Origin of the sequence: Photobacterium sp. CCB-ST2H9, assembly GCF_023151555.2 — a bacterium.
Taxonomy (GTDB): Bacteria; Pseudomonadota; Gammaproteobacteria; order Enterobacterales; family Vibrionaceae; genus Photobacterium.
Genome location: NZ_CP100427.1, coordinates 39,425 through 60,279 on the forward strand (window position 1 = coordinate 39,425; position 20,855 = coordinate 60,279).

The 20,855-nt window shown below is 45.3% G+C and carries 24 protein-coding genes; all 24 read right to left on the reverse strand.

From position 1 onward, the window contains the following. Positions 1-2: 2 nt before the first annotated feature. A complete protein-coding gene (locus tag L4174_RS23795; protein ID WP_248144803.1) occupies positions 3-2,654 on the reverse strand; it encodes a hypothetical protein in 2,652 nt (883 codons plus the stop codon). 146 nt (positions 2,655-2,800) lie between these two features. Further along, positions 2,801-3,595 carry a hypothetical protein gene (locus tag L4174_RS23800; RefSeq protein ID WP_248144804.1) on the reverse strand — a complete coding sequence of 265 codons (795 nt, stop codon included), beginning with the start codon at positions 3,593-3,595 and terminating at the stop codon, positions 2,801-2,803. A 9-nt stretch (positions 3,596-3,604) separates the two neighbouring features. Further along, a complete protein-coding gene (locus L4174_RS23805; protein WP_248144805.1) occupies positions 3,605-4,207 on the reverse strand; it encodes a hypothetical protein in 603 nt (200 codons plus the stop codon). Between the two features lie 6 nt (positions 4,208-4,213). Beyond that, positions 4,214-4,768, reverse strand: a complete 555-nt coding sequence (locus L4174_RS23810; protein WP_248144806.1) for a hypothetical protein — start codon at positions 4,766-4,768, stop codon at positions 4,214-4,216. 9 nt (positions 4,769-4,777) lie between these two features. Beyond that, positions 4,778-5,275: a baseplate protein gene (locus L4174_RS23815; protein ID WP_248144807.1), complete on the reverse strand. Its 498-nt coding sequence runs from the start codon at positions 5,273-5,275 to the stop codon at positions 4,778-4,780. 13 nt (positions 5,276-5,288) lie between these two features. Then, a complete protein-coding gene (locus L4174_RS23820; protein WP_248144808.1) occupies positions 5,289-5,903 on the reverse strand; it encodes a hypothetical protein in 615 nt (204 codons plus the stop codon). A gap of 13 nt (positions 5,904-5,916) precedes the next feature. Then, positions 5,917-6,612: a hypothetical protein gene (locus tag L4174_RS23825; RefSeq protein WP_248144809.1), complete on the reverse strand. Its 696-nt coding sequence runs from the start codon at positions 6,610-6,612 to the stop codon at positions 5,917-5,919. Positions 6,613-6,624: 12 nt separating this feature from the next. Beyond that, positions 6,625-8,199, reverse strand: coding sequence for a hypothetical protein (locus L4174_RS23830; RefSeq protein ID WP_248144810.1), 1,575 nt, complete (start codon positions 8,197-8,199; stop codon positions 6,625-6,627). Further along, the gene (locus L4174_RS23835; RefSeq protein WP_248144811.1) at positions 8,199-8,525 is read right to left on the reverse strand and encodes a hypothetical protein; all 327 of its coding nucleotides are present in this window, start codon (positions 8,523-8,525) and stop codon (positions 8,199-8,201) included. Before L4174_RS23835 ends, L4174_RS23830 begins: the two co-directional genes overlap by 1 nt. Positions 8,526-8,591: 66 nt before the next feature. After that, positions 8,592-10,280: a hypothetical protein gene (locus tag L4174_RS23840; RefSeq protein ID WP_248144812.1), complete on the reverse strand. Its 1,689-nt coding sequence runs from the start codon at positions 10,278-10,280 to the stop codon at positions 8,592-8,594. Between the two features lie 219 nt (positions 10,281-10,499). Next, complete coding sequence (locus tag L4174_RS23845) at positions 10,500-11,267, reverse strand: hypothetical protein (RefSeq protein ID WP_248144813.1); 768 nt, start codon at positions 11,265-11,267, stop codon at positions 10,500-10,502. 81 nt (positions 11,268-11,348) lie between these two features. Then, positions 11,349-11,690, reverse strand: coding sequence for a hypothetical protein (locus L4174_RS23850; protein WP_248144814.1), 342 nt, complete (start codon positions 11,688-11,690; stop codon positions 11,349-11,351). Positions 11,691-11,801: 111 nt separating this feature from the next. Further along, positions 11,802-12,305: a hypothetical protein gene (locus L4174_RS23855; protein WP_248144815.1), complete on the reverse strand. Its 504-nt coding sequence runs from the start codon at positions 12,303-12,305 to the stop codon at positions 11,802-11,804. Positions 12,306-12,316: 11 nt separating this feature from the next. Next, positions 12,317-12,601, reverse strand: a complete 285-nt coding sequence (locus L4174_RS24180; protein ID WP_371929455.1) for a PAAR domain-containing protein — start codon at positions 12,599-12,601, stop codon at positions 12,317-12,319. A gap of 8 nt (positions 12,602-12,609) precedes the next feature. Next, a complete protein-coding gene (locus tag L4174_RS23860) occupies positions 12,610-13,377 on the reverse strand; it encodes a phage baseplate assembly protein V (RefSeq protein WP_248144816.1) in 768 nt (255 codons plus the stop codon). After that, a complete protein-coding gene (locus L4174_RS23865) occupies positions 13,361-14,359 on the reverse strand; it encodes a hypothetical protein (RefSeq protein WP_248144817.1) in 999 nt (332 codons plus the stop codon). Before L4174_RS23865 ends, L4174_RS23860 begins: the two co-directional genes overlap by 17 nt. Next, complete coding sequence (locus L4174_RS23870; RefSeq protein WP_248144818.1) at positions 14,356-15,135, reverse strand: hypothetical protein; 780 nt, start codon at positions 15,133-15,135, stop codon at positions 14,356-14,358. Before L4174_RS23870 ends, L4174_RS23865 begins: the two co-directional genes overlap by 4 nt. Then, the gene (locus tag L4174_RS23875) at positions 15,135-15,641 is read right to left on the reverse strand and encodes a hypothetical protein (RefSeq protein ID WP_248144819.1); all 507 of its coding nucleotides are present in this window, start codon (positions 15,639-15,641) and stop codon (positions 15,135-15,137) included. Before L4174_RS23875 ends, L4174_RS23870 begins: the two co-directional genes overlap by 1 nt. Further along, positions 15,638-16,807 carry a phage tail protein gene (locus L4174_RS23880; protein ID WP_248144820.1) on the reverse strand — a complete coding sequence of 390 codons (1,170 nt, stop codon included), beginning with the start codon at positions 16,805-16,807 and terminating at the stop codon, positions 15,638-15,640. The genes L4174_RS23875 and L4174_RS23880 overlap by 4 nt, the downstream gene beginning before the upstream one ends. A 318-nt stretch (positions 16,808-17,125) precedes the next feature. Further along, the gene (locus L4174_RS23885; protein ID WP_248144821.1) at positions 17,126-17,746 is read right to left on the reverse strand and encodes a hypothetical protein; all 621 of its coding nucleotides are present in this window, start codon (positions 17,744-17,746) and stop codon (positions 17,126-17,128) included. A 216-nt stretch (positions 17,747-17,962) separates the two neighbouring features. Then, positions 17,963-18,640 (reverse strand): Ref family recombination enhancement nuclease, encoded by a 678-nt coding sequence (locus L4174_RS23890; RefSeq protein WP_248144822.1) that lies wholly within the window; start codon positions 18,638-18,640, stop codon positions 17,963-17,965. A 124-nt stretch (positions 18,641-18,764) separates the two neighbouring features. Then, positions 18,765-19,160 carry a hypothetical protein gene (locus tag L4174_RS23895; RefSeq protein WP_248144823.1) on the reverse strand — a complete coding sequence of 132 codons (396 nt, stop codon included), beginning with the start codon at positions 19,158-19,160 and terminating at the stop codon, positions 18,765-18,767. A gap of 187 nt (positions 19,161-19,347) precedes the next feature. Beyond that, positions 19,348-19,800 carry a hypothetical protein gene (locus L4174_RS23900; protein WP_248144824.1) on the reverse strand — a complete coding sequence of 151 codons (453 nt, stop codon included), beginning with the start codon at positions 19,798-19,800 and terminating at the stop codon, positions 19,348-19,350. Then, entirely contained in the window at positions 19,797-20,312 is a 516-nt protein-coding gene (locus L4174_RS23905) for a PadR family transcriptional regulator (protein WP_248144825.1), read from the reverse strand. Before L4174_RS23905 ends, L4174_RS23900 begins: the two co-directional genes overlap by 4 nt. Positions 20,313-20,855: the final 543 nt, after the last annotated feature.

Genomic DNA, 20,855 nt, shown 5'->3' on the forward strand with positions numbered 1-20,855 from the left:
CGCTATTCCATATCCAGCGATATTGCACGCAGGTACTGATCATTGAAGTCAGATGGAATTCCGGACCCTGCTTTTTCTCGTAGGATCGCACTTGAATTGTTGGATAGGTTGGTCGCAGATTTTTCAGTTTTAGATATGCTGCCGTTAGATTGTGCCAAGTTTTCAAGCAGAGCTCTACTTTTACTGTCTAAACTGACAACACGCTCTGAATCCGAGTTCGATTTTTCGGAAGTATGTTGTTGAATTTCTGGCATGTTTTTAATGGCTGGTACAGTGTCAACAATACTTTGAGGCTGCATGAAAACAGATTGAATACTGTCTTGAGCATTGGAGTACATTTTAGTGAGCGTTTCAGAACCAGAGACTAGCCAGTCAGGGGCCATACTTTTAACTGATTGAGCCACTTCCCCTGCTGCTTCCTTCGCATCTTCCCAAACTTCTGAAGCCTGAACACTTAAAGAATCGTCATTGCCGATTGATTGACTGAGTTTTTCTCCAGCTGCATTCCCGAGCCATTCTCCGCCCATAGAGCCGGCTATGGATCCGATGATGCCTCCAATGACCGTACCAACAATGGGAACAACAGATCCAATTGCGGCGCCAGCCATCCCTCCGGCCATAGCCCCACCCATCGAACCGATAGCAGGGGCCGCGGTTTGAACTGCTTTTTGGCTGAAGTTCAGATCATCACGATCTTTGAGTTCATTATATTTGGAGTACGCGGTTATCGCGCCAGATACGCCGGCAGCGCCTTTGCCCAAGATTTTTAATGCAGTGGCGCCTTTTGATGCTCCTGCCGCCACTGTATATGCGCCTCCAGGCTTCAGCCCGGCCAAAGCTTTCCCCTCAACTGATGGCATTACGCGAGCCTTGGGGCTGGTGAGCTTATCTGCAATAGACGCAGAGGCATTACCACCGGGCTTTAGCCTATTTCGATACTTTTCTGGCTTTGTCGTTTTTGCATGCCCGCTTTCCTCACCGGTAATCGATATTCTTTTCCCGCCATTGGCTTTTGCAGAGGTTGGTCGGCCCTTTGCTCCTTTCCGGCCGCGTTTCTTACCTCGTTTCCCGGCTCTTTCTCCTCCGAATGAGATCAGGTCACCTATTCCATCTAATAAGCCGCTTTCATTCCCTGATTTTTGAAACGCAGAGATCAAGTCATCTACTTTGCTCAGCAACTGGCTATGGAATTTTGCGTCATCAGCACTTAGCTCACGCAATACCTCAATGTTTTGATTACGTAGGCTCTCTGCTTTGGCTTGTATGGTTTTTGAATTCGAAACAGAAGCAGCTGCAGCTGTTGGGCCTGGCATTGACGCTGGCACTTGCACCCCTGCTGCAGAGGTGTTTGTCTGATAATTGTTGGCTCCTTCCGTTGACTGTTTATTAAACCTTTCTGCCAGCCACCCCTTCATTTTGGATGCTTTGCTTGTGGCGGATTTGCCCAAATCAGTAACCTTTTCTACTGACTCCAGGCTGGCATCCAGCACTTGTTTTGCGGCGTAGTAATATGATCCCCCAAGTCCTACACCTGCTCCTTCGACCACGTTTGACTCACCCATATCAGAGCTTTGCTTCACGAGTTCCAAAGATGCATTGCTGGCAGTAGCCATTTTCTCTACCAAGCGGCCGAGCAATGTGGTTTGTTTCTCTTGTTCGTGCTGCTCTAAAAACTGGGCTTTCTTGTTGTACTGCTCAGACTGTTCCTTACTGGCATATTTGCCGTCTGGCCGTCTAATTCGGCCTTTTTCATCTTTCCAGAATTTGGCTAAATCGGAAATTTCGCTGGTGGAAGAATGAGTGAATTTTTCTTCTTTTCCGATTTCATTCTGGATTTTTGTCGGAGATGCGGCCGGGCCGTCAGTCACCCTTTCACCAGGACTTATTGAAGTGCTGGAGTTCTTGGTATTGTCTTCAACTCTAATGGCAGAATTTTCATATCGTGCAGACTGACGTAGGTTTTCAGAATTGAGTTCTGTTGTCTCTACATTTGATTCGCTCTGATTTTCTGCAATTCGTTTGGTTTCGTTTCTGATTTCGTCGCCGGGCCTATTAGTAACCTGCAGCTTACTGGCGTCAGCATATGACGTATGTGTGTCTGTAGAGTGCCTGGATTCAGAGTAACTGTTGGATTGGTTTTCTTCAGATGAACTCTGACTGCTCTGCTGGTTGCTGATATTCCCTTGAGTGGCATTTTTATTCAGATTTCTTATTTCTGATAAAATGCTGGTCATACCTGCTAATCCACCCGGTGGCGCAGATTCAGCCCCTACATTGACCGAATTTGATATTTTTTCTGCTGATGTTCCAGAGTGTGTTAATTCCCCAATTAAATCCCCATTTGGTCCTATTTTATCACCTGTAGGGTTGTTTTCGTCTCCCTTGGGGTCGGGTTCGTCACCATTTGGGCTTGTGTTTACTGTGGTGCTTTTATCTGAAGCTGATTGTTGGGGATTGTTCTGGGTTTCTTTGTTCCCATTTGTTCCGTATTTTTCACCAATTGGTTCCGAATTGGTTCTGGTTTGTTTTTCCTTCAGGACCGCGGTTATATTTGCAATCGCCGCCAATTCCCTGTCGCTGCACTCTCGAATTGATCTATCAATGGCCTCTAAATCACCATGCTCTATAAACTCACCAACTGTCATTTTTTGCATTTTAATTCAATCCGAATTTCTTGATCTTATCTCGTAAAGCTTCGTCTAACCGAATGGCCAAAAATGCATTGAGCGACATCACAGCGCTTGTCGGCTGACCGCCATAGATAGACAGGTTTTCGACGACATTAAGCCATCCAGTAATGTCAAAGCGTTTGAATGAAGTGGTCGCATTGAAAGGGAAACATCAGCGGCCTTACGCCCTCTCCCTCCTTCAACTCACGTTCGACAACCAACAGGTATACACCGTCGTGGTACGTTGTAGCCAAACCGTGCACCAGCAATTTTTTAGCCTGGTGGACTTTGGCCATGAGCGAACGATATTCAGTACCAATTTTTAGTTTGCTGATTATTGAGTATCGCTTGTCTGCTGCATCGTCAGGGTCGTCTGGCTCACCCTTAATCCGTAGTGAATAAATCAGTTGCTGCATGGAGATTTTTGAAGTCAGCTGCTTATACTCAATACTCTCTTTCTCGTGCTGCCCCCTTTCCAATCTGGTTAATTCGATCGCTTCCAGTGACTGTCCATTTAGAGGGACCACTTCTGCTTTCACAACCTCATCAGCATAATCAAACTCAATCGGTACGGACGGCTTGCGGCTCAATGTGACTGCAGTGTCTCCGAGATCAACCAGGTTCAAATCCAGGTACACATCCTCCTCATTTTCGCTAAACCGGTATGACACGGTTGTATCCTCATTGCTGTTGATGAAGATCCACCACAAGGCTGTTCGTCTGTCTTCGCCGGTCCAGAATGCTGAGTCGTTTAATGAACCTTGTTTTTTTAAATCCTGCAGAGTGTTTAAATACAGAGTTGTTGCCGATTCCTCTAAGTGGGGGTTTTGATCAGCAATTAACATGCAATCAGATACATCAGGGGCACGAAATGAAATTTTTGTTTTTGGGTTACTTGGGAGTGGAAATTCAGGGATATTCAGCATGATGAGTCACTACAGTTGTTTGTTTCCTAACGTCGAAAATTTCTGGAATATGATTGGGTAGCTAATGAAATTTCCTGGTTCATCTCGAGTGAGGTTGATGTTTGCTTTAACTGCAAAAACTCTGATAGTTTCATACAGTGTCTTATCGCCGGCATCGTTTACCGAATACACCCGAAGTGAAAAAACATAGTCTTTGGGGAGGTTTACGGTACCGTTATCGTTTTTGACTTTCTTTAGTAGCTTTTGAAACCACTTTTTGACACGACCATCTTGGTTATCTCTGACAGTCATTGTTACTTCGCCGGCGCTACTGCTGACGACTTTCCCAATACTACCGGAGCCAACGTTTGTTACATCTGCATCAATTGAACCCAAGCTGAAGTCAATGTCTTTCACATATATCTCAAAGTCGTCTGGGCTATCATCTGCCTCAATCGTCCATTGCCAGCCTTGTTGAAACGGTGTTTCGACCAATTTTTTTACATACTTTTTTGCTTGCTGCATGTATGGATTCACGGGCTGAGAGCTAAACCCCAGCGCGTTTCTCCCATCCTTTAATGCATCATGTAATGCGGTGTTTCCTATATTGAATATGTTGCCCAGGCTGAACATAATGAGTCACCCCATGATGCTAAAGGTTGATGCCATTGAACGGCTGGACTTGATGGTTTCCTCTAATCCAATTTTTCGGTCCATCAATTCAGACTGTGTCGGGAGATCGCTAACATCTATTTTGCCGGCTGTTGATATCCGACGAATTCGTTCTGTATTGGGAATTGCGATTAAAGCCTGCAGATAGTCACTGATCAGCCCCTCAGCTGTCGGTGGTAACTTGTAGGTCTCATAATCGGTATCAACCAGGTTCTCCCCATACGTCAAAGTAAGAGGCCATAGTTCTCCCCCGTACAGGGTCAATTCGATTTCGCCATCAAATACATTGGATAGAACGAACTGCCCCCGGGAATCTTTTATAACGATACGAAACAAAAATCCCGCTGGAGGGGTTAGGGTCTGAGATGGTTTGGTGTATTTCGCAACTTTGACTACGCCGGCAAGGTCTTGGTACGTTTGTAGCGCCTGTCGCAAAAGCGCATTCAAAGCACTTTTTTCATCATGCATTAGGGGATTAAACCTGGCTTTAACATTTTCAAGTAACTCGTTTGGCGTAGTCATAGTTATCCCTTAGAAGTCCTTCCAGTTGTATACAATCGTAAATGGCGGCTTGACCAATGCAGCTTGGTCTTCCGTACTCAAATCAATTACATCAGAACGTAATTTGCAGTGCTCATATCGGTGAGCTGCACCTTCCGCAGAAATACCAGCTGTGGACTCAGGCGTCGCACGAATGGTGATGTCTAAATATTCCTTATTTTTCACAACCTTCTGTAACATCCGGAGTACGGGGCCGGCGATCGTCTCCACAGCAGTGCAGGCAATTTCACCACTGTTTTCAAGCGGACCATGCTGCACGAATTTCATGCCCATCGGTCCGAAATCTTCAACATCGGATCGACCCATGGCACCTATCTGTGTGCTTCGAATAAGCACAGAAATCTCCGGATATTGGTCGATTGTCATTTCAAACTCTGCACCCGATAATTTCTCGCCGGCTGAGAGGTTTTGATCGAATTTTACTTTCAGGAACGCGGTATTACCGCGACTATTAAAATGTCCACTCATGTCGAGTCCTTCATTAAGTGAAATATTGCGGAATCTGAGAACGGTTGATCATGCCTTTAGGTGACGCAGTAAGCGTGACCGTTTGGTAAGCAAAATATCCGTCGTTGGTTTTGGGTAGATTGAGGTCGTACTGCACATCATGGATTCGCATTTTGATTTTGATACGCCGTCCAATATCAAATATTGCGTCCTGGGGCTCACGACCGATAATCGCATCATCTAAACTGACAGGAACGACCTCTGCCAGCTCGGGGCTGGCCATTTGTTTGAGTACGGTCAGGGGATCATTAACTTGTTTCTTTGCATCAGTGTATGCATGAAAGTACAGCGCCAGAGGAATCTGGGGCGGCTCTGTGCCTTCCCAGATTGATGCTGAGTTCGCCTGAGTTTTTAAAGTCTCAGATGATTGCCATTGGTAAACCTTCACCGCTTTATCTAACGCTTGAATGGCACCAATGTGATCTCCTTGAAAGGGTGATTCCCAGATGCTGGATAATGCGACTGACGAACCTTCAGTTAGGTAACCCACGACGGTAACATGTCCAGCTTTACCCATGTTCTGGGTAATGCTCACCTTGAAAGCATCTGAAATGCCATCGTCATGTGGTACGCCAATAATTCTCGACATGGGTTACTCCTAATTACAGGTTCCGTGATTTACGCATGCGCATTGATTTCTCGCGCTTTGCTTTCGCTGCACTGGAGTGAGATTTCTTCTGTGCTTGCTTCAAAGCTGCTTTTTGAGCGCTGGTCATACGTCGTTTGCGTTTAACTTTTTTGAAAACGAATTTCCCGTCTCGAATTACCCGTTTAGTTGACTCAAGAATTAGACTTTCTTTAGCTGCAAAATCGGCAATGAGTTCGTCGGTTGAAACGTTATCAGCCAGGGAAGATACGGCTTCAAATACTTTCTCAGCAGCGTCGTCATCCCCGTCAATCATTGCTTGCACATCATCGCTTGAAGCGCCCACCTGCTGGCAGAAATCGGCCATTAGGTTCAGGAACGTTTCAAACTCGTCAAGCTGATCTTCATTTAATTCTTCGCCATCGACGCCACCAGCCAGCCCATATGCCAGTGCTTCAAATGAATCAAATTCAGAGTCACCCTCTTCAGTCCAGATGATGACCGCCGCTGCAGCATCGGAGCGCATGGATATTTTTGCATTCGTTGAAACAGCTTCATAAATCGCATCTTCAGATAAGCTTTCGAAAAACACTTTTTCCGTAACTTCCTGTTCTGCTGGTGGCGGAAGCTCTTCGTTGTCTTTTACCAATACTGATTCAAACAACATCTGTTGAAATAATGGCTGCTCGCCGCCAGGTGAGAAAATTGACATTTGAATACCCCCTTAGTGGATCACGATTGGTTCACAAGCGAAGCGTCGAGCTGAACCGGAGACGCACAATGCGTAACGTAGACGCCATAAATCTTTATCCAATTTGTCGACCATTAGTTTGTACGGTTCTTCACCGTCGGTTTCTTTATCGGTCGGCGGTACAAGCGCTCCAATTGAGACATATCCTTCCAGTATGCGTTTCATACCCTTGATCGCCCCGTCATATGTAACGCCATCGGGCTCATGTTTCAGCCGGTTAGCCAAAACATACGCGTCACGACTAACAGCGTCTGTAACTGAAACGATCTGCTCAAATCTCAGGTCGTTTTCGCGAACAGATGACGTCAACGAATCGTCAATCATCAGATATCCAGCTTCAGTAGTGCCGATTTTATTGATACGAACTTCGTACATGAGTTCATAGTCCGGTTCACCAGCATTAGGTCTTTGACGAAGTGCTGTTCGAGAAATGATTGCTCTTTCTTCTCCTGCTGGGGTGTAATGGTATCCACCTGTCGGGGCAGTTTTTGCGATACCGATGGATTTGGCTCTGAAGGCAACGCCTGAAAGCCCCCAAACAGCACGAACTTTGTAAGTTGGATCTTTCGCGTCAAACGGGAAATGATAGAAACATGCTCGATGCTCATTGATTGCCATGTCTTTTTTGGCTTTGCAGGCGTCTGCGTACGAAAGGCGCGGATTTACGTCATAAAAGCCACCAATCCGGCGCTTGTTGCTGATATCAATCAAGCCCTTGATAACAGCATTGTCGTAACAACCAAGCCCGAGAACATGCGTAAACTTCACCAGAGATGAACTCAACGCGGACAACGCCTTTTTGTAATTTTCTGGAGAAATGGTGTTCAAATCCCCTTCTTCACCTCCGGTGAATTGGGTTCGAGGAATGCCATTTTTAATTGATGTGATATCGCCCACAATGGCACGGATAGGTGCATTCTGGTCTTCTAATACAGCTTCCAAATAAGCTGATCCACCCTGGTCATCAGTTGCTTCAGGGTCCAGGCCAACAATGTATCGCTTCTCGATACCGTCGTTGCCTGCCGTGTCTTTGCGATAAAGGAGCAATTCATATTTATTGCTGCCATATTTGTTTTCATCAGCAATTTTCATCTCGACAGAACGATCGGCCAAGGCATCGCCATCATTGATGTAGAAAGCTATTTTTTCGTTGCCCGCTTCATCTAATGTAATTGCCGTTTCAAAAGGTAATGCATCGTTTTCCACCGTTGGTGAACCGTTTTCTGCAACTTTAACCCGGATAACGGGGGTTTTTGCGTTGCCTGGTACTACGCGAACGATAATGCCAGGGCCGCCGTCAACGGCTTCCGCCAAGTGACGCATAGGTTCAGCCACCAGCCCTTTGCTGGGATGGTAAGCTTTACCTAAAAGTGCCTCATAGTTACTTTTGGTGACGGCAATTGGCTCATACGGTCGGCCTTTTCTTGAAATTACAATACCAGCAAAGATTGCTTGGTTTCCTGCGCTACCGGCTGACATCGTGCCATCGGCATTGATGGCATAAATAACAGTTTCAGCCACGTTGCTCAGAGTATATGGAATATCCATTATTTATCCTCCGTCGATGCGTTGGTCGGTTTACGACCTCTGCCTGTCTTACCAGCGTTTGTAGATGAAGGCTTATCCCCTTCGGCGTCTTCCCCTTGATCATTATTCAAGGTTGTATCAGAAGGCTTCTCAGTCTCCGCCTGGGATTTAGCTGCTTTTATGATGATATTTTTTGCCACTGTCTGAACTTGGCTCTTAAAATTGGCGAAGTCTTCTAACGCCATATCAATATCTTGTCCTTTCGGACATTCAGAATATGGTTGTATGGCAATCCCCAAAACATGGACGGTCATTCCCGTGGGGTTGAAAATATGAACTTGTATCATGGTAATCTGCCTTAAATGGCGGTTTGTATTAAACTAACCGCCGTGTTAGGAAGTGCGTGTATCTGATCAGGCTACTTCGGATTCAGGCTTACCGGCAGTTGTCAATTCTTCCGGTTTCTTGTCTGTGACTGTCAGCAGGACAAAGTAATTTTCACCATCAAAAGGATGGATATCGCCATACGAAAGTTCCCAAATCGTGTCACGTGATTTCAGGTTTGCACCAATCGGATGGTCATAATGAACCGGTGGGATTGCATCACCAGCAATATAGCCTGCTTCAGAGTGAGATTTACCGCGTCCATAACACAGAGCCTGCCATGGAGAGAGCTCTTCTACTGTGTTATCTGGAACTTCGTAAATACGATACATGCCGAACAGCTTTCCAACATAGTGAACTTTAGGTAGCTGAGTGTAGTTTGGTGTAATTTCGAAATACTCACGGCCTAATGTCTTCAGTAATGTGCAAAGCTGTGTACCAACATATGCGCCCCGCATGCCACTTGTTTGCGTTAATTTAAGCAATAGACTAGAAATGCCCATGAATTTATCTTGCAACAGTGCACGATGGAGGCGCCAGTCTTGACCAACCGGTGTATATACATTGAATGATTGGTGGTGTTGCACAGCAAACATCATGTCATTCAGGTGGCGAATTGATTTTTCATTGGCCATGACATCACGCAATGAGGTCAAATTTAATGCTTTTGCATCAATGCCAAATTCACGTTGTACTTTGAAAATAGTCTGAATGGTGCTTTCTGACGCCATTGCCGCTTGTGAAGGGCGCAATTTTTTCGACGTCATTTCATGATCAATAACGGGAATCAGCTCAGGACTATTCTCAATATCTATCTCGAACCGAACTGTAATTTCTGAACCTTCAGGCAGAGCTTTGACTGTGCTGAATTCGATGTCACCAGATACGTAGTCGATTGCTGAATTGATGATAGCAACGGTATCTTCTCCGACTTTGATTTCTCCGTAAAGTCTGCCTGGATTTTCTAAATCATTGGCCACCGCTTTGCGGTTGAAATAAACAAAGACGCTTCCTTTTTTCATCGGGATTTTCTGTTTGTGCTTCAGGTCCTGACTAGAAACGAATTTAAAGTCTTTCTTATTGCCGTCGGGTTGTTTTTCTTTAGGCAACTTATACCGCTGCTTCATCTGAGAGTATTGACCGGTTGCAGACTGGTCAAGCACTTGCCCGCGAGTGTAATCACCGAAGTTTGAAGCTGCTGTGCGGAAAACTTTGAAAATTTCGATTTCATCGTTCGCCCCTGGAACATAGGTGATGGCATCGTTTGTTGCGGTGGCCAGAATCGTAGGTAGAACCAGGCCAATCATTTTGGCGCGAGTCTCTACCCCTTCTGACGTTGACATGGACACTCCCAATGATTCGAACATTAAATTGGCATCTGTGCTTTGATTCGGATCTGCACTTCCAATCAGGATGTTTTCCATTGCTCGATGAGCAGAGGCAAGCATTTCATCGCGAGGAAGCTCGCCGTGGATTTTTTCATACTCAACGACTGCTGATGCCATTCCTGTCGCGATTTCTTTGCGGTGTTCAGGAGTCAGGCTTTCAAACAGTGGCATATCAGATGCGGCACTATCAATTGCAGCTGCACGCTCTGAAGCGTTAGTGATGAATTGGCCGCCTTGGAATTGGCTATGAACGCAAAGGGCGCGCATTTGAGCACTGCGCATGGCGATTTCTTTCACACGTTCTTCATATCGTTTTTTTGTTTGTGGCATGTAGCTTGTCCTTTTGTTAGGAAACGGTGGCCGGAAGTTTTTAGCTCAGTCACAGCCTATTTTGTCGATTCTAAGATAAAAAAAAATTCTTTAACAGTAACCGGCGTGAATGTAAATCATTGAAATGGCGTTACTTTATTTGGTTTTCTCACATCTCGCGTCGAGTAACGGCGCCGGGGAGGTAAAACAGTTTGTAAATTCACGGCTTTAAGGATTTACTTAAATTGGGCTTATTTTATTGACCGCTTCCCCAATTATTGGATTATCTTTTGTGATTCTAATGAGCGTTAAATTAACGGCGTCGTTAAATGCTTTGATCGCATTTTCACGCTCTACACTCGCATTGTCTGCAGCGGATTGAACGGAGGCAGATGACTCCCCGACTAAACCGAGTAATGGCGATAATTTTTTTATCATGGCCATTGCTGCAGTTTTTAATTCTTCACTCAATGGAGGTTGGACTGCCGGTGTTGTTTCCGCTCCTCCGGTGCTTGAGGTGATCGGTGTCAACGCTGAATTGACTCGTTCCATTAAATCAATGATGCCTGGCACTTCACTTTCAATGGATTGCAAGGCTTCTCGGTTAGCAACAACCAGAGAGGTGTCTGAAAACGGTTTGATGCTGGGGGCGGGCTTGTTTTGTTCTTCCTCGGATAAACCCTGAACTTGACGCAAAACTTTGACGCCGGCACTAACATTCATTAAGTCAGAAGGGTCTTTTGCAACATTCAGATATAGTCGCCAGGATCTGTTTGCAAGCTGGGATTTTTCCGTTTCAGAAATCAGCTTCTCAATTTGAATCGGTAACTGGTCAATGCCATCCGCAGTATAATCTATTCCCACCATCAGGGCGGATTTCAGCCGTGTTTCTAAGTTTCCTGCAGTCTCGACATTGTCAGCAGCGATGTGGGAGGATTGCGGGTCCTGGATGCCTCCGGACTGAATGTAATTTTTGAACTGTTCGACAAGCTCTGGAGTGTTAAGCATGGTGGGTCCTCATCTTCATAAATTGAATCTAAGGTAGCCCGGCCTTGTGTAAACAGGATCAAATTGTATGGGTTGGTGTGTTTACAAAATGCCAGCTAGTAGCTTGATTAAAGTGGCCAATAGCTCTGAGATGTTAATGCTGGAAGGTGGAACCTGCTCCGGCCCCACAATCATCGCCAGCATATCGCGAAAAACTGCATAGTAGAGAGTTGTCAGACTGATTGTATACATGATCGCGCTTCGACCACCAGCTACCAGCGGATTTGGGTTTATTGCTGAAAGCCGTTCCAACTTGACTTGAAACTCCTTTCGCTCAGCATCTGATGTCACGAATTTATCCAGCACACTCCCGAGTTCTGAAACGATGCCGGCTGATTCTTTTTTATTGTTTGTAAATGAAAACAATGTGCTCAAAATACTCATTGTTGATATCTCCGTTAGTTAGTTGCATTAATTCAACATGGTTCATGTAAAATCACTTGTTATTCAACATTTTGTCACTATTTTTTGTTTTTCTTTAGCTTGGGGTGCTTGTTAGGAAGTGTGTGAGTAAAATTTTTCCAGCATCCTCAAGCAGCCCGAGTGTTGCACCTTTTTCATGTATTCACCAACACTACCTTTGCCTGCCTCAGTGTTGTAGAACATTTTCCAATATTCAGCTCTGAGCTGTAGTGTTGATGGAATTGGCTCTTTCCTCGTTGCATAGCGTAATCTGGCCCAGATCATTGAGAGAAGCGGGCTATGTTCCAGTTCCCTGTACTCGACCTTTAGAATTGATACACCGAACCGATCTTGGACTGCGTGTGCAAACTTGTGATTCCCATACTTCTCCTGCAGCCAGATAAAAGTACCTTCGTCGACTTGCATCAGGCCTGTGCCGGCACCGTATTGTGTTGGGTCCCGATACTCTCCCAATAACGTTTCTGCGGCACATGTTTCTACCAACATTGACACAGTGTCATTCGTAGCAGTACCAATCACCTCGCATACCGCAATTGCTATTTCCAGAACCTGATGTTTTTGTGTTATTCCATACATAATAATCTCGCCTATGAGATGGTCATTAAGGGTTGGCCTGTCGCCACGACAGAACCGCATGAAATGACGTCCCCGACCATTACAGCGGGTTGGCCATTGATTGTTAACTTGCTGGACCCAATCGCTATACCAGGATGCGGTGGGTTATCAGGTTTTACGTGGGGTATGAATATCCCACCTGTTGCCATTACTGGAAAACCATTAACAGTAAACAACGGAACACCTGTTACCGATGGCCGGGGTGGGAATCCATCGTGGCCAGAACAAATTGAGCTTAAAATGGCGATAGGTTGCATAATCTCTCCTACCCTAACTTGAATGGTGCTGCAGCTGCGGTTACACCAAAAAGGCCCTTGGATTCAAAGGAAACGTTCCCTTTACTTTCAACAGAGAACTGGCCTTTACTGATCACACTGAATTTACTGGCTTCAAAGCTTATCGGCCCGTTACTTTTGAACGTAATTTCAGATGCCTCCACATTAGCCTTACCGTTGATCAGTAGTTTGAAATCCCCTCCTATGTTTTCTGATGTGTTTTTTGTAGAACTCCGAAAGCTGTCCCCTTCGGCATGGACAACAACGCCTTCTTTGTTAATCTCAACCCGGGTACCGGTCGGGATATGGACAATTCCCCAGACTCCCGAATGAGTTTTGTATTCCATCACACCGAATCGACTGTAAATGTCGTCTTCGAGGGATAGACCGGGCGCTGGCGGCTCATCAGCGTGCCCCTTTCCAGGTTGTTCCAGTTTAGGCAAATGGCTTTTACCGTCAGGAGCGTGGTAGCAGCTGCCGGTGATACGAGGGTATCTGGTATCTCCGCCCCGAGGAAAGTCGACCCATACAAGATCATCTTTTTCTACAGGAACCTGATGGCCAGATTCAGGCTTGCATCCCAAGGGCAGCAGAAACTCAGCCCACGGCAGATCATCCTCCGGTATAGCGTCCCAATGCCCCATTAACCGCACTTGGACTTTGTACAAACCATTGGGGTGATTAGTTGCGACAACTTTAGCCGGATATTCAGCTCTGAACCGACCATCTGGGTTTCCTCGTCTATTTTCGGCTCTCATTGAATACTCCTAATCCAGTCAGACAAAGATACCGCGACCCTTCTTGGTAATGTGTTACTTGCTGTATGTACTGTTTTTCAGGCAACGCTTCGTCAATCACCCGTTCTTTATTCGATAAATGAAAGACCACTTTGCATGGCAGGCCTGGTTGTATTTGAGTGTTGCCCAGAGTTGTTGCCCACATGACCGGGATTAGCGTTATATTCTGGTTATCCAGGGCAGACAGAAATGGAGGGGAGATCATTACAAATCCATTTTCACCACCAGCTCTGGCCACCTGCAGGCCTTCCTCAGTATCCCAACGGGCATACATTCGGTTTAGCAGCCGGTCGTACATGTACGTTTGATCTTGCAACCGAAATGATGAAATGCTGATTTCAGCATCTGGGTTTTGATGCTCGAAACTCAGCTCAAATTTTCTTTTCTTCAGTTGTGGTACGGATTTGAAGTAAATTGATCCCCTGCTGTAGTACGCGATTGCGCCGTAGTCTCTGGCCATTGTACGGATTAATTTTGATTTACTGGTCCCAGCATTGAGATGGTATGTGCCGTATTCGTTGAAAGTGTCACATTCGATTTTCACGCCAGTTAATACGCGATTTAAAATCTGTTCAGGCGTTTGTTCGACAAAGAACGTAGGTGTTTTCACCGGTTGTTTCAGCTGGTGGCATGTTCTTTGAAATCCCTCTACGTGGAATATGTTGTCTTCAAATTTAGGAGGCATGACGACAAAAGTATCAATGAAGATATCACCACCACGGCCTCCTGGGTCACCGTATGTGACTTCTAACTCGGTGCCTTCCTTTATCTTCAATTCATCTCTGTATGCCGCCACAGGGTCGTACAGCTCTAATATGAGCTTTGTACCAGACATGTCGGCAGATTCAATTATGCTGCAGCGCACAATATGATCTGGCACTATAAATGCGCCCTCATTAACCCTGACTTTTTGGATCAGAGGAAATTGACGGCTATCACTCATGACATTGACTCCGGCTCAGAAACAACATATCGCATCAACGATGCTTCTACAGCTTCGGCTTCATAAACTTCCGCAATAACATCAAAACTGATCCGATACCCGAAGACTCGCTGTTTGTTTATATCGACTACTTCACTCAACGGACTGATATTGCGTGGTGTATTTACCTCAATTGTTGAGCGGATGGAGGCGGATGCTATTTTAGTTTGTGCAGAAAATACGTGTTTTCTACCCTTCTTCGTATGCCGCAACCACATTGAAAATCCCAATGCTATGCGATCTGCAGTTTCTCGGTTCCAGGACAATACAACCAGCGTATATGTCAGTTTGACAAACGACTTATTGATGCTTGCAAAAACATTTCCTGAATCGCCACTCAACTCTCCAAATCCTGTCAGGTCCTGGTAATCATCACCTTCAGTAAATGAAAACTCTGTCTCACGATAAATGTGGCAAGCCGGTAAAAGTGAACGGATATCTGGCTCTTTTTCCCCTTTGCCTGGAATCGATTTGCGTTTTGCCGCTACCTCCTGAATGAAGCTCTGTGCATCTTCAAATCGCCCCAGGAATAACTTTTCTCTAATCGACTTGTTTGCAAAGCGTGCGAACTCTTGGTTCTCTTTACGCTCTGTATCAGTGATTACAAGAGCATTTAGAACTCCCCCTGCAAATGTGGCCACAGCCCGGTTGATATCTGTGAAATCGGTATGCTCCACTGGACCTGATGGCTCTATTTGTAACTCGTTGAACGAGAGTAATTCATGGTGTTCAGACATTAGTTTCCGTCCCGAATATGCTCAGGTAATCCAGCAGGATCCCTGGCTGGTATGCAGATGTATAGGGTTCCGATATTGGCAGTCCCAATCCCCGTTGCTCGATGTACGTACCACCAGACTCGTTGTGTTTTATTCGCCCCGACCTCGTCTTCCCATTCCAGAACCGAACCTTCTGGTATCCCTGGATGAGCAATTCTCACTGTTAAGGGCAGCTCACCTTCACCTAACTGTGTCTCTCCATCTTGCATCATCAAAAACACATCATTTTCATCAGGGCAATCGACTACGGTGACTGGAATAGGATCCAGGTAGCTGAGTGTTTTCTGGTTGTTATCAATTTCATCAAACAAGCTGGGCTCGTATCCATCAGGTTCTGTTATTTCGTCAGAATCTCCCGGCACGAACAGCAGTGCATCAAATGCATCGGGGGAAAGCTCAATGGCCTTCATCCAGTCAGCTCTTAAGTGGTCATTGAGTTTTGCATGCCCTTGATTTCTGATTCTCATTTCAGTATCCCCTTGAGCTTTTGTTCACTCATGTTCATTCGCTTTGCAAATGCAGCTAAAGCCTCTCCCCTGGTAACGCCACTCAATTTCTGCGTGTCTGCGAATGTACTGAATGACAACTTGAGCATGTCTCTCATTTCCCTTAATTGGGCATCCTGGCTCTTGATTTTTTGATTCTGCTTTCGTAGCCGGCGCGCTTGCTGTCGGAGCTTTTCTATAGTTGAGGAGCTGTCCAGTAGCTTTTTCTCAAGCCCGGCATTTCTCCGTTTATACTTTTGGTATTCCGCCTGGGCTCGCCCTTTATCAACTTTCGTCGATCTATTTTTGGCTGCCTCTTTTGCCTCCTGGCCTTTAATGACGTGGGTACGTTTACGATCGTCGCCGTAGGCAACGCGTGCTGCCCGTACCTCCATCTGCCTGCCGATAAGCCGGTGCCAGGACGTAGACTGCAACATTACGGTTGCTTTCAGAACGTGCTTACAAGCAACACCTTTCATTTGCGGGTTTCGGATTTTCGGGAAAGAAAACTCTTTTGGTGGTGCCAGTGCATAATTGCCAACGGTTGCCAGATATCGATACCAGTATTGATGACGTCCACATGTGCAATTGAATGACATGCGTCCCTTACATGCGATTTGAGCTGCTTTTTCGTAACTCCCGGACGGCGGGTCTTGGAGGTAGTCATCATATTCCTCTAGCCGAATTGTGACTTTGTGCTCCTGGTGCACCGACTGCATCGACGCTTTGACTCGGACCGTTATGATATTTCCGGATATACCGGTGAGATTCGCCTGTGTAATGCCACTACCGTCGTCTACGGCGTTATTTGCTCTCTGGATGTCAATGTCACGAGACCCTGCCACCAGCTGCGCGTATGTGATGCCGGCCGTAGACGAATCGAATACTTTCTTATGTCTTCTGCGGCTGTCTTCAAATTCACGTAGGTCATCGACGGTGAAAGGCACACCTTTCGACTTTTCACCGAGTTTTGATAGGTCCGATTTCCGTTTGGCTGTCAGCTGAGCTGGGGTTAGCGTACGTTTCGCGTTACGCCGGTTTTTCTTCTGCTTCTGTTCAATCAGTTTGAACAACTGGAGGAATTTTTTTTCACTTAACCCTGCAGATAAATAACGCCCAGACTCGTCCTTATCAAATTTCTTAGGCATCGTTTATCTCCCCAAGAAATCGGCGCATCTCCTGGCGAACCCATGCGGCCGACGGAAACTCAAACGATTCACCAACTGGTAATGGAGCTGCTTCGTCCTCTATCCCGCAAACAAGCGAAACTAGCCACTGTAGTTCAACAGAACTAAACCGACGATGGGCCACTAAGTCATGCCGGTATTCTTCGTCTGGCATGATTGTTATCGTGGTTGTTTCTGCTGCCGGTGACTGTAAGTAGGCTAATATGCGCTGATAAAAATCCGCTCTTAGTAGATCGTCTTCGATGTTGAGATCTGATAGTCGGCTGAGTCGGTTCAATGTTATTTCTCCAGGGCGTCCGGAGAGAGGAATTTGGCATCATAGCCGTGGGTGAACGCATGCAATGGGTTTCTTTTTTGCTCTCGGCTATTCCCGGAAATAGAACCCAATAATCCTTCTGCAGTTGTTCTGTCTAACAGTGAATCATGCACTGCAGCATGAATTGCGAGCAGTAGACATGATGATTCGACAGTCAGTTGACTCCAGTCGATGTTATATGAAACCTCTCCTTTACCATCGCGTATTGGCTCAACGATTGAGTCAGGTATTTCGTAAAAGCCGCTTCCTGATTTCGGGTAGGTGATGGCTTTCAGCGCTTGCATTGTCCGGTATGCATCTAACGTAGTGACCAAAATTGGCCGTCCATCGGGACCAACATTGCTCAAGCGAACGCATCGCCCAAAATGAGAGAACATATTAAGAAGTTCGTCGACAACGACGATAAAGCCATTTTGTCGAAGAGTTTCGAGTTTTTCTGGTAAGTCTTTTTTGAGTGTCTTGATGTCACTCGGCAAGAGCTCAAAGTTAACAATGTGCAAGATGCCATCTACAAACCCTGCAGTGAGGGCAGCTGGCACTTCACGAGATAAAGACAAAATGTAAATGCGTTTGTTTGAGCTCATATGGCCTCATAAAAACGCGCTTTATCGGGTTGGCTTTTTAATCTTACCATTTTAATTGTGATCTAAAAGCATTGATTAGGATAATCAACCTGTGTAATATGAAGCTGTTCTTGAGGGTAAGACAATAAAAACAACACTGTACGACAAATAAAAGGCCCGTCTCGTAGTTTAGAGATGGGCCTTTTTCTTTGTGTTTGAATTGAACTAAAGTCTTTGTTAGGAAAAGGATCTGTAAATTTTTTTTACATTTTCCAACAGCTGCTCATCAACTTCTGGCAACTCAAATTCTGGGGCGATCCCCACCAAAGAATACGCCACAGCCAACATCCACCATTCACAGCCGTTATGTTGCCTCCATTGCGTTGCACCGCCGGTTTGGCCTCTCGCATGGATTGGGATTAAATCGGGGTATGCTCGTATGATCTCTTTATCTGCAACGGTGTCATGATGCTCAGCGCAAATCGGTAGGGTTTTGGCGTGTGCAAATGGTTTGGTTCTGCCATCCATATGGTGAAGGGAAATTAGTGGGCGATGCCGTTCCTTTAGTAAGCACGGAAGACACGGTAACTGGCCTACCAGATCCATCACGTGTTTTTCATACTGGCTAGGGGGTCTTCCTTTTAATCCACGCGAAGTAGTTCGTTTCTTAGCCGAATGATTGCCAATGGCCCTCTTTTTGATTTTGTGGTGATAAGTCGATTCAGCTTGTTTAGACTGCAGTTTTTCTATCTTGCGCTCCCTGGCTTTATTCGCTCTATCTATCTGTTTTTTAAAGTGTTCATCTCTGAGTTTTGGATCGTTCCATTTTTCTATTTGCTTTTTCCTGGCTCTTTCTTGTGCCTTTAAGGCCCTGTCCTTGAGCTGTTCGAATTTTTCTTTCGTTGTTTTCGGCATTTACAACCCATTAAGCCTTAGCTAATATCGCGCTGACGAATTTATTTCGTTGCTTTGTTAGGTAGAGTGTGTTGTTCGCTGCACTACACTCGAAGAAAACCCGCCTTGTGCGGGTTTTTTTTTGTTAGCAATGACCTTTTACACGGCCATGCGCCATTGAGAACAGCAATTCAGATATATCCGGTAATTGATTCGCTTCATCAGATGGTTCGTAGTGATTTTGAGCAAAAATTATGAATGACTCTGCAACTATAGAGGCCATGGTGTATGGGTTCATGTTGATCCCTCTCTCGCTCATTGCTGTTTCGAAAGTAGAAAACAACTCAGATAGCACGTTAGTGGCAGCACAATGAATGGTTGCGTCTGATTCTGTTGCATTAATGCTATTCATGAGCTCGTTGCTAAGTGGAAATAATTCGCTGATAAATCCTGACAAATTCTGCTGAATAATATCGCGATGTTTTGCTGAAGCTTCTTCTATCTTCTCCAGGGTGTCATTGATAGTCTCGTTCGCACTCATACTCTTTCTACTCTACAGCTCTACACCGGTTTGATGTGGAATTCTTCTATTCCACCATTTACACGCAATTTCGTAACTTTATGCAAAATGCCGTTGTAACGGACAGCTTTGCCATACTCCCAGCAGTCTCTAAAATGGATTGCTTGGTTAGATTTTGGGTCTAAACGCAGTTTTTGGACGCCCTGTGTCATTGCCTGTGTATCTCGTTGGTTCCTATGTCAAGCATGCCGTGGCACACGTATTCTAAATCGCTATTGTATGCTGGTGGCTTCTTTGTTTTAGTGTTTCTGTTGTGCCAGTGTTGCCAGCCACAAGTAAATGCATACTGATTGCTATTATAATCAGCATACAGCAGGTCGTTTCCGTTTCTCGCCTCATTGGCGCCTGCCGCAAATGAGGCAAGAAAATCATCTCGCTCCACCAGCTTGATGGCCATTTGTTCATCATCATGATGGCCAACAATCGTGATGACCCCAATTTCCTGCATTTTGTTTATCACTGTTCTATCAAAATACCCAAAATACACCTCATCGTGAGGACAGAATGTCACATCAGGATGGAGCTCATACACATGTCCGTTCAACGGTAATGCTTCCATTAGTTGAGTGACAAAGTTGAGTTGTTTCTTTGGAATTGTCATGAGTAATCATTCTGTTTGCAGGACTTGATTAGATGGATCGCTGATACTGCGTAGTCATACTCTGATTTGAAGTATGTGATCTCCCGATCCAGAAGTAACCGTTCAATTGGATCCACTAATACTTTTTGTTCTTCATAGGCTTCTTCAAGCAACCGGGTCAAATGTGCAGAAAGTTCATAAAAATAATGAATATTTCCAGCTTTCAGCATCATTGTTGACTCAGAATGAAACTTGAACTGCGTTGTGATCGTTGTAGACCCTCTCGTTTCGCGCACCACGCTCTCTCCATCCTGAGTTATTGAATATTGCTTGCTGGGGCTTTTTTGGCTGTCGTAAACAATGGCTGAATCCAAGTACCCTTTTTTCTCCAAGATCTTCAATTCACCGTACATTTGCTGGCGTGATGTGTTCCAAATCCTGGACTTCGTCAATTTCTCCAATAGGTCTTTAGCCAGGTATGGTTTTTCTGAAATGAACACCAGTAGGGTTCGCTGCAAGTCTGACGTTTTCATGTTGGGTCCTTTTTTGTTCAGATATTGGCCCACCCCGGGTTCCCTATTGATTGACCTGTACATTATTCAGCTTGAATTATTTGTTAGGAAGCGATTTAATGTACCAGCTCTTCGGGGCATGCTCCAAATACTAGGCTATACGTGCAAGAAAGGCAGCTTCGGCTGCCTTTTTTATTCGTAACTTTGTTAGGAAAGATACTGTCAGGCTCCTGACTTGTCAACCGCTTTACAAGTGCTAACTCAGTGATTATCAGTACTGTTGTGATTATTTGATTTCATGTGGCTCAGTCTGATGAGCATGTAATTTAAGTCAAAATTCTGATGCCTTCTGACAACTGATAATGCTCTATCACGACATTGCCTGGCTTTCATCTTGTTGATAATTCGCTTGAGTATACGGTTCATATTTATTTGTTTGTTGGTGTGTGGTTGATTTGTTAGGAAGGATGGGTATGTTAAATTACTCTATCGTTACTCACAACGAATGAATCACAAATAGATGAATCACGGCTGCAGCTGCCATTCATAGAAGCAAAGGATTTT

Coding starts and splice junctions, on each gene's coding strand:
- L4174_RS23795 (WP_248144803.1), bottom strand. CDS start 2,654: ATGCAAAAAATGACAGTTGGTGAGTTTATAGAGCATGGTGATTTAGAG.
- L4174_RS23800 (WP_248144804.1), bottom strand. CDS start 3,595: ATGCTGAATATCCCTGAATTTCCACTCCCAAGTAACCCAAAAACAAAA.
- L4174_RS23805 (WP_248144805.1), bottom strand. CDS start 4,207: ATGTTCAGCCTGGGCAACATATTCAATATAGGAAACACCGCATTACAT.
- L4174_RS23810 (WP_248144806.1), bottom strand. CDS start 4,768: ATGACTACGCCAAACGAGTTACTTGAAAATGTTAAAGCCAGGTTTAAT.
- L4174_RS23815 (WP_248144807.1), bottom strand. CDS start 5,275: ATGAGTGGACATTTTAATAGTCGCGGTAATACCGCGTTCCTGAAAGTA.
- L4174_RS23820 (WP_248144808.1), bottom strand. CDS start 5,903: ATGTCGAGAATTATTGGCGTACCACATGACGATGGCATTTCAGATGCT.
- L4174_RS23825 (WP_248144809.1), bottom strand. CDS start 6,612: ATGTCAATTTTCTCACCTGGCGGCGAGCAGCCATTATTTCAACAGATG.
- L4174_RS23830 (WP_248144810.1), bottom strand. CDS start 8,199: ATGGATATTCCATATACTCTGAGCAACGTGGCTGAAACTGTTATTTAT.
- L4174_RS23835 (WP_248144811.1), bottom strand. CDS start 8,525: ATGATACAAGTTCATATTTTCAACCCCACGGGAATGACCGTCCATGTT.
- L4174_RS23840 (WP_248144812.1), bottom strand. CDS start 10,280: ATGCCACAAACAAAAAAACGATATGAAGAACGTGTGAAAGAAATCGCC.
- L4174_RS23845 (WP_248144813.1), bottom strand. CDS start 11,267: ATGCTTAACACTCCAGAGCTTGTCGAACAGTTCAAAAATTACATTCAG.
- L4174_RS23850 (WP_248144814.1), bottom strand. CDS start 11,690: ATGAGTATTTTGAGCACATTGTTTTCATTTACAAACAATAAAAAAGAA.
- L4174_RS23855 (WP_248144815.1), bottom strand. CDS start 12,305: ATGTATGGAATAACACAAAAACATCAGGTTCTGGAAATAGCAATTGCG.
- L4174_RS24180 (WP_371929455.1), bottom strand. CDS start 12,601: ATGCAACCTATCGCCATTTTAAGCTCAATTTGTTCTGGCCACGATGGA.
- L4174_RS23860 (WP_248144816.1), bottom strand. CDS start 13,377: ATGAGAGCCGAAAATAGACGAGGAAACCCAGATGGTCGGTTCAGAGCT.
- L4174_RS23865 (WP_248144817.1), bottom strand. CDS start 14,359: ATGAGTGATAGCCGTCAATTTCCTCTGATCCAAAAAGTCAGGGTTAAT.
- L4174_RS23870 (WP_248144818.1), bottom strand. CDS start 15,135: ATGTCTGAACACCATGAATTACTCTCGTTCAACGAGTTACAAATAGAG.
- L4174_RS23875 (WP_248144819.1), bottom strand. CDS start 15,641: ATGAGAATCAGAAATCAAGGGCATGCAAAACTCAATGACCACTTAAGA.
- L4174_RS23880 (WP_248144820.1), bottom strand. CDS start 16,807: ATGCCTAAGAAATTTGATAAGGACGAGTCTGGGCGTTATTTATCTGCA.
- L4174_RS23885 (WP_248144821.1), bottom strand. CDS start 17,746: ATGAGCTCAAACAAACGCATTTACATTTTGTCTTTATCTCGTGAAGTG.
- L4174_RS23890 (WP_248144822.1), bottom strand. CDS start 18,640: ATGCCGAAAACAACGAAAGAAAAATTCGAACAGCTCAAGGACAGGGCC.
- L4174_RS23895 (WP_248144823.1), bottom strand. CDS start 19,160: ATGAGTGCGAACGAGACTATCAATGACACCCTGGAGAAGATAGAAGAA.
- L4174_RS23900 (WP_248144824.1), bottom strand. CDS start 19,800: ATGACAATTCCAAAGAAACAACTCAACTTTGTCACTCAACTAATGGAA.
- L4174_RS23905 (WP_248144825.1), bottom strand. CDS start 20,312: ATGAAAACGTCAGACTTGCAGCGAACCCTACTGGTGTTCATTTCAGAA.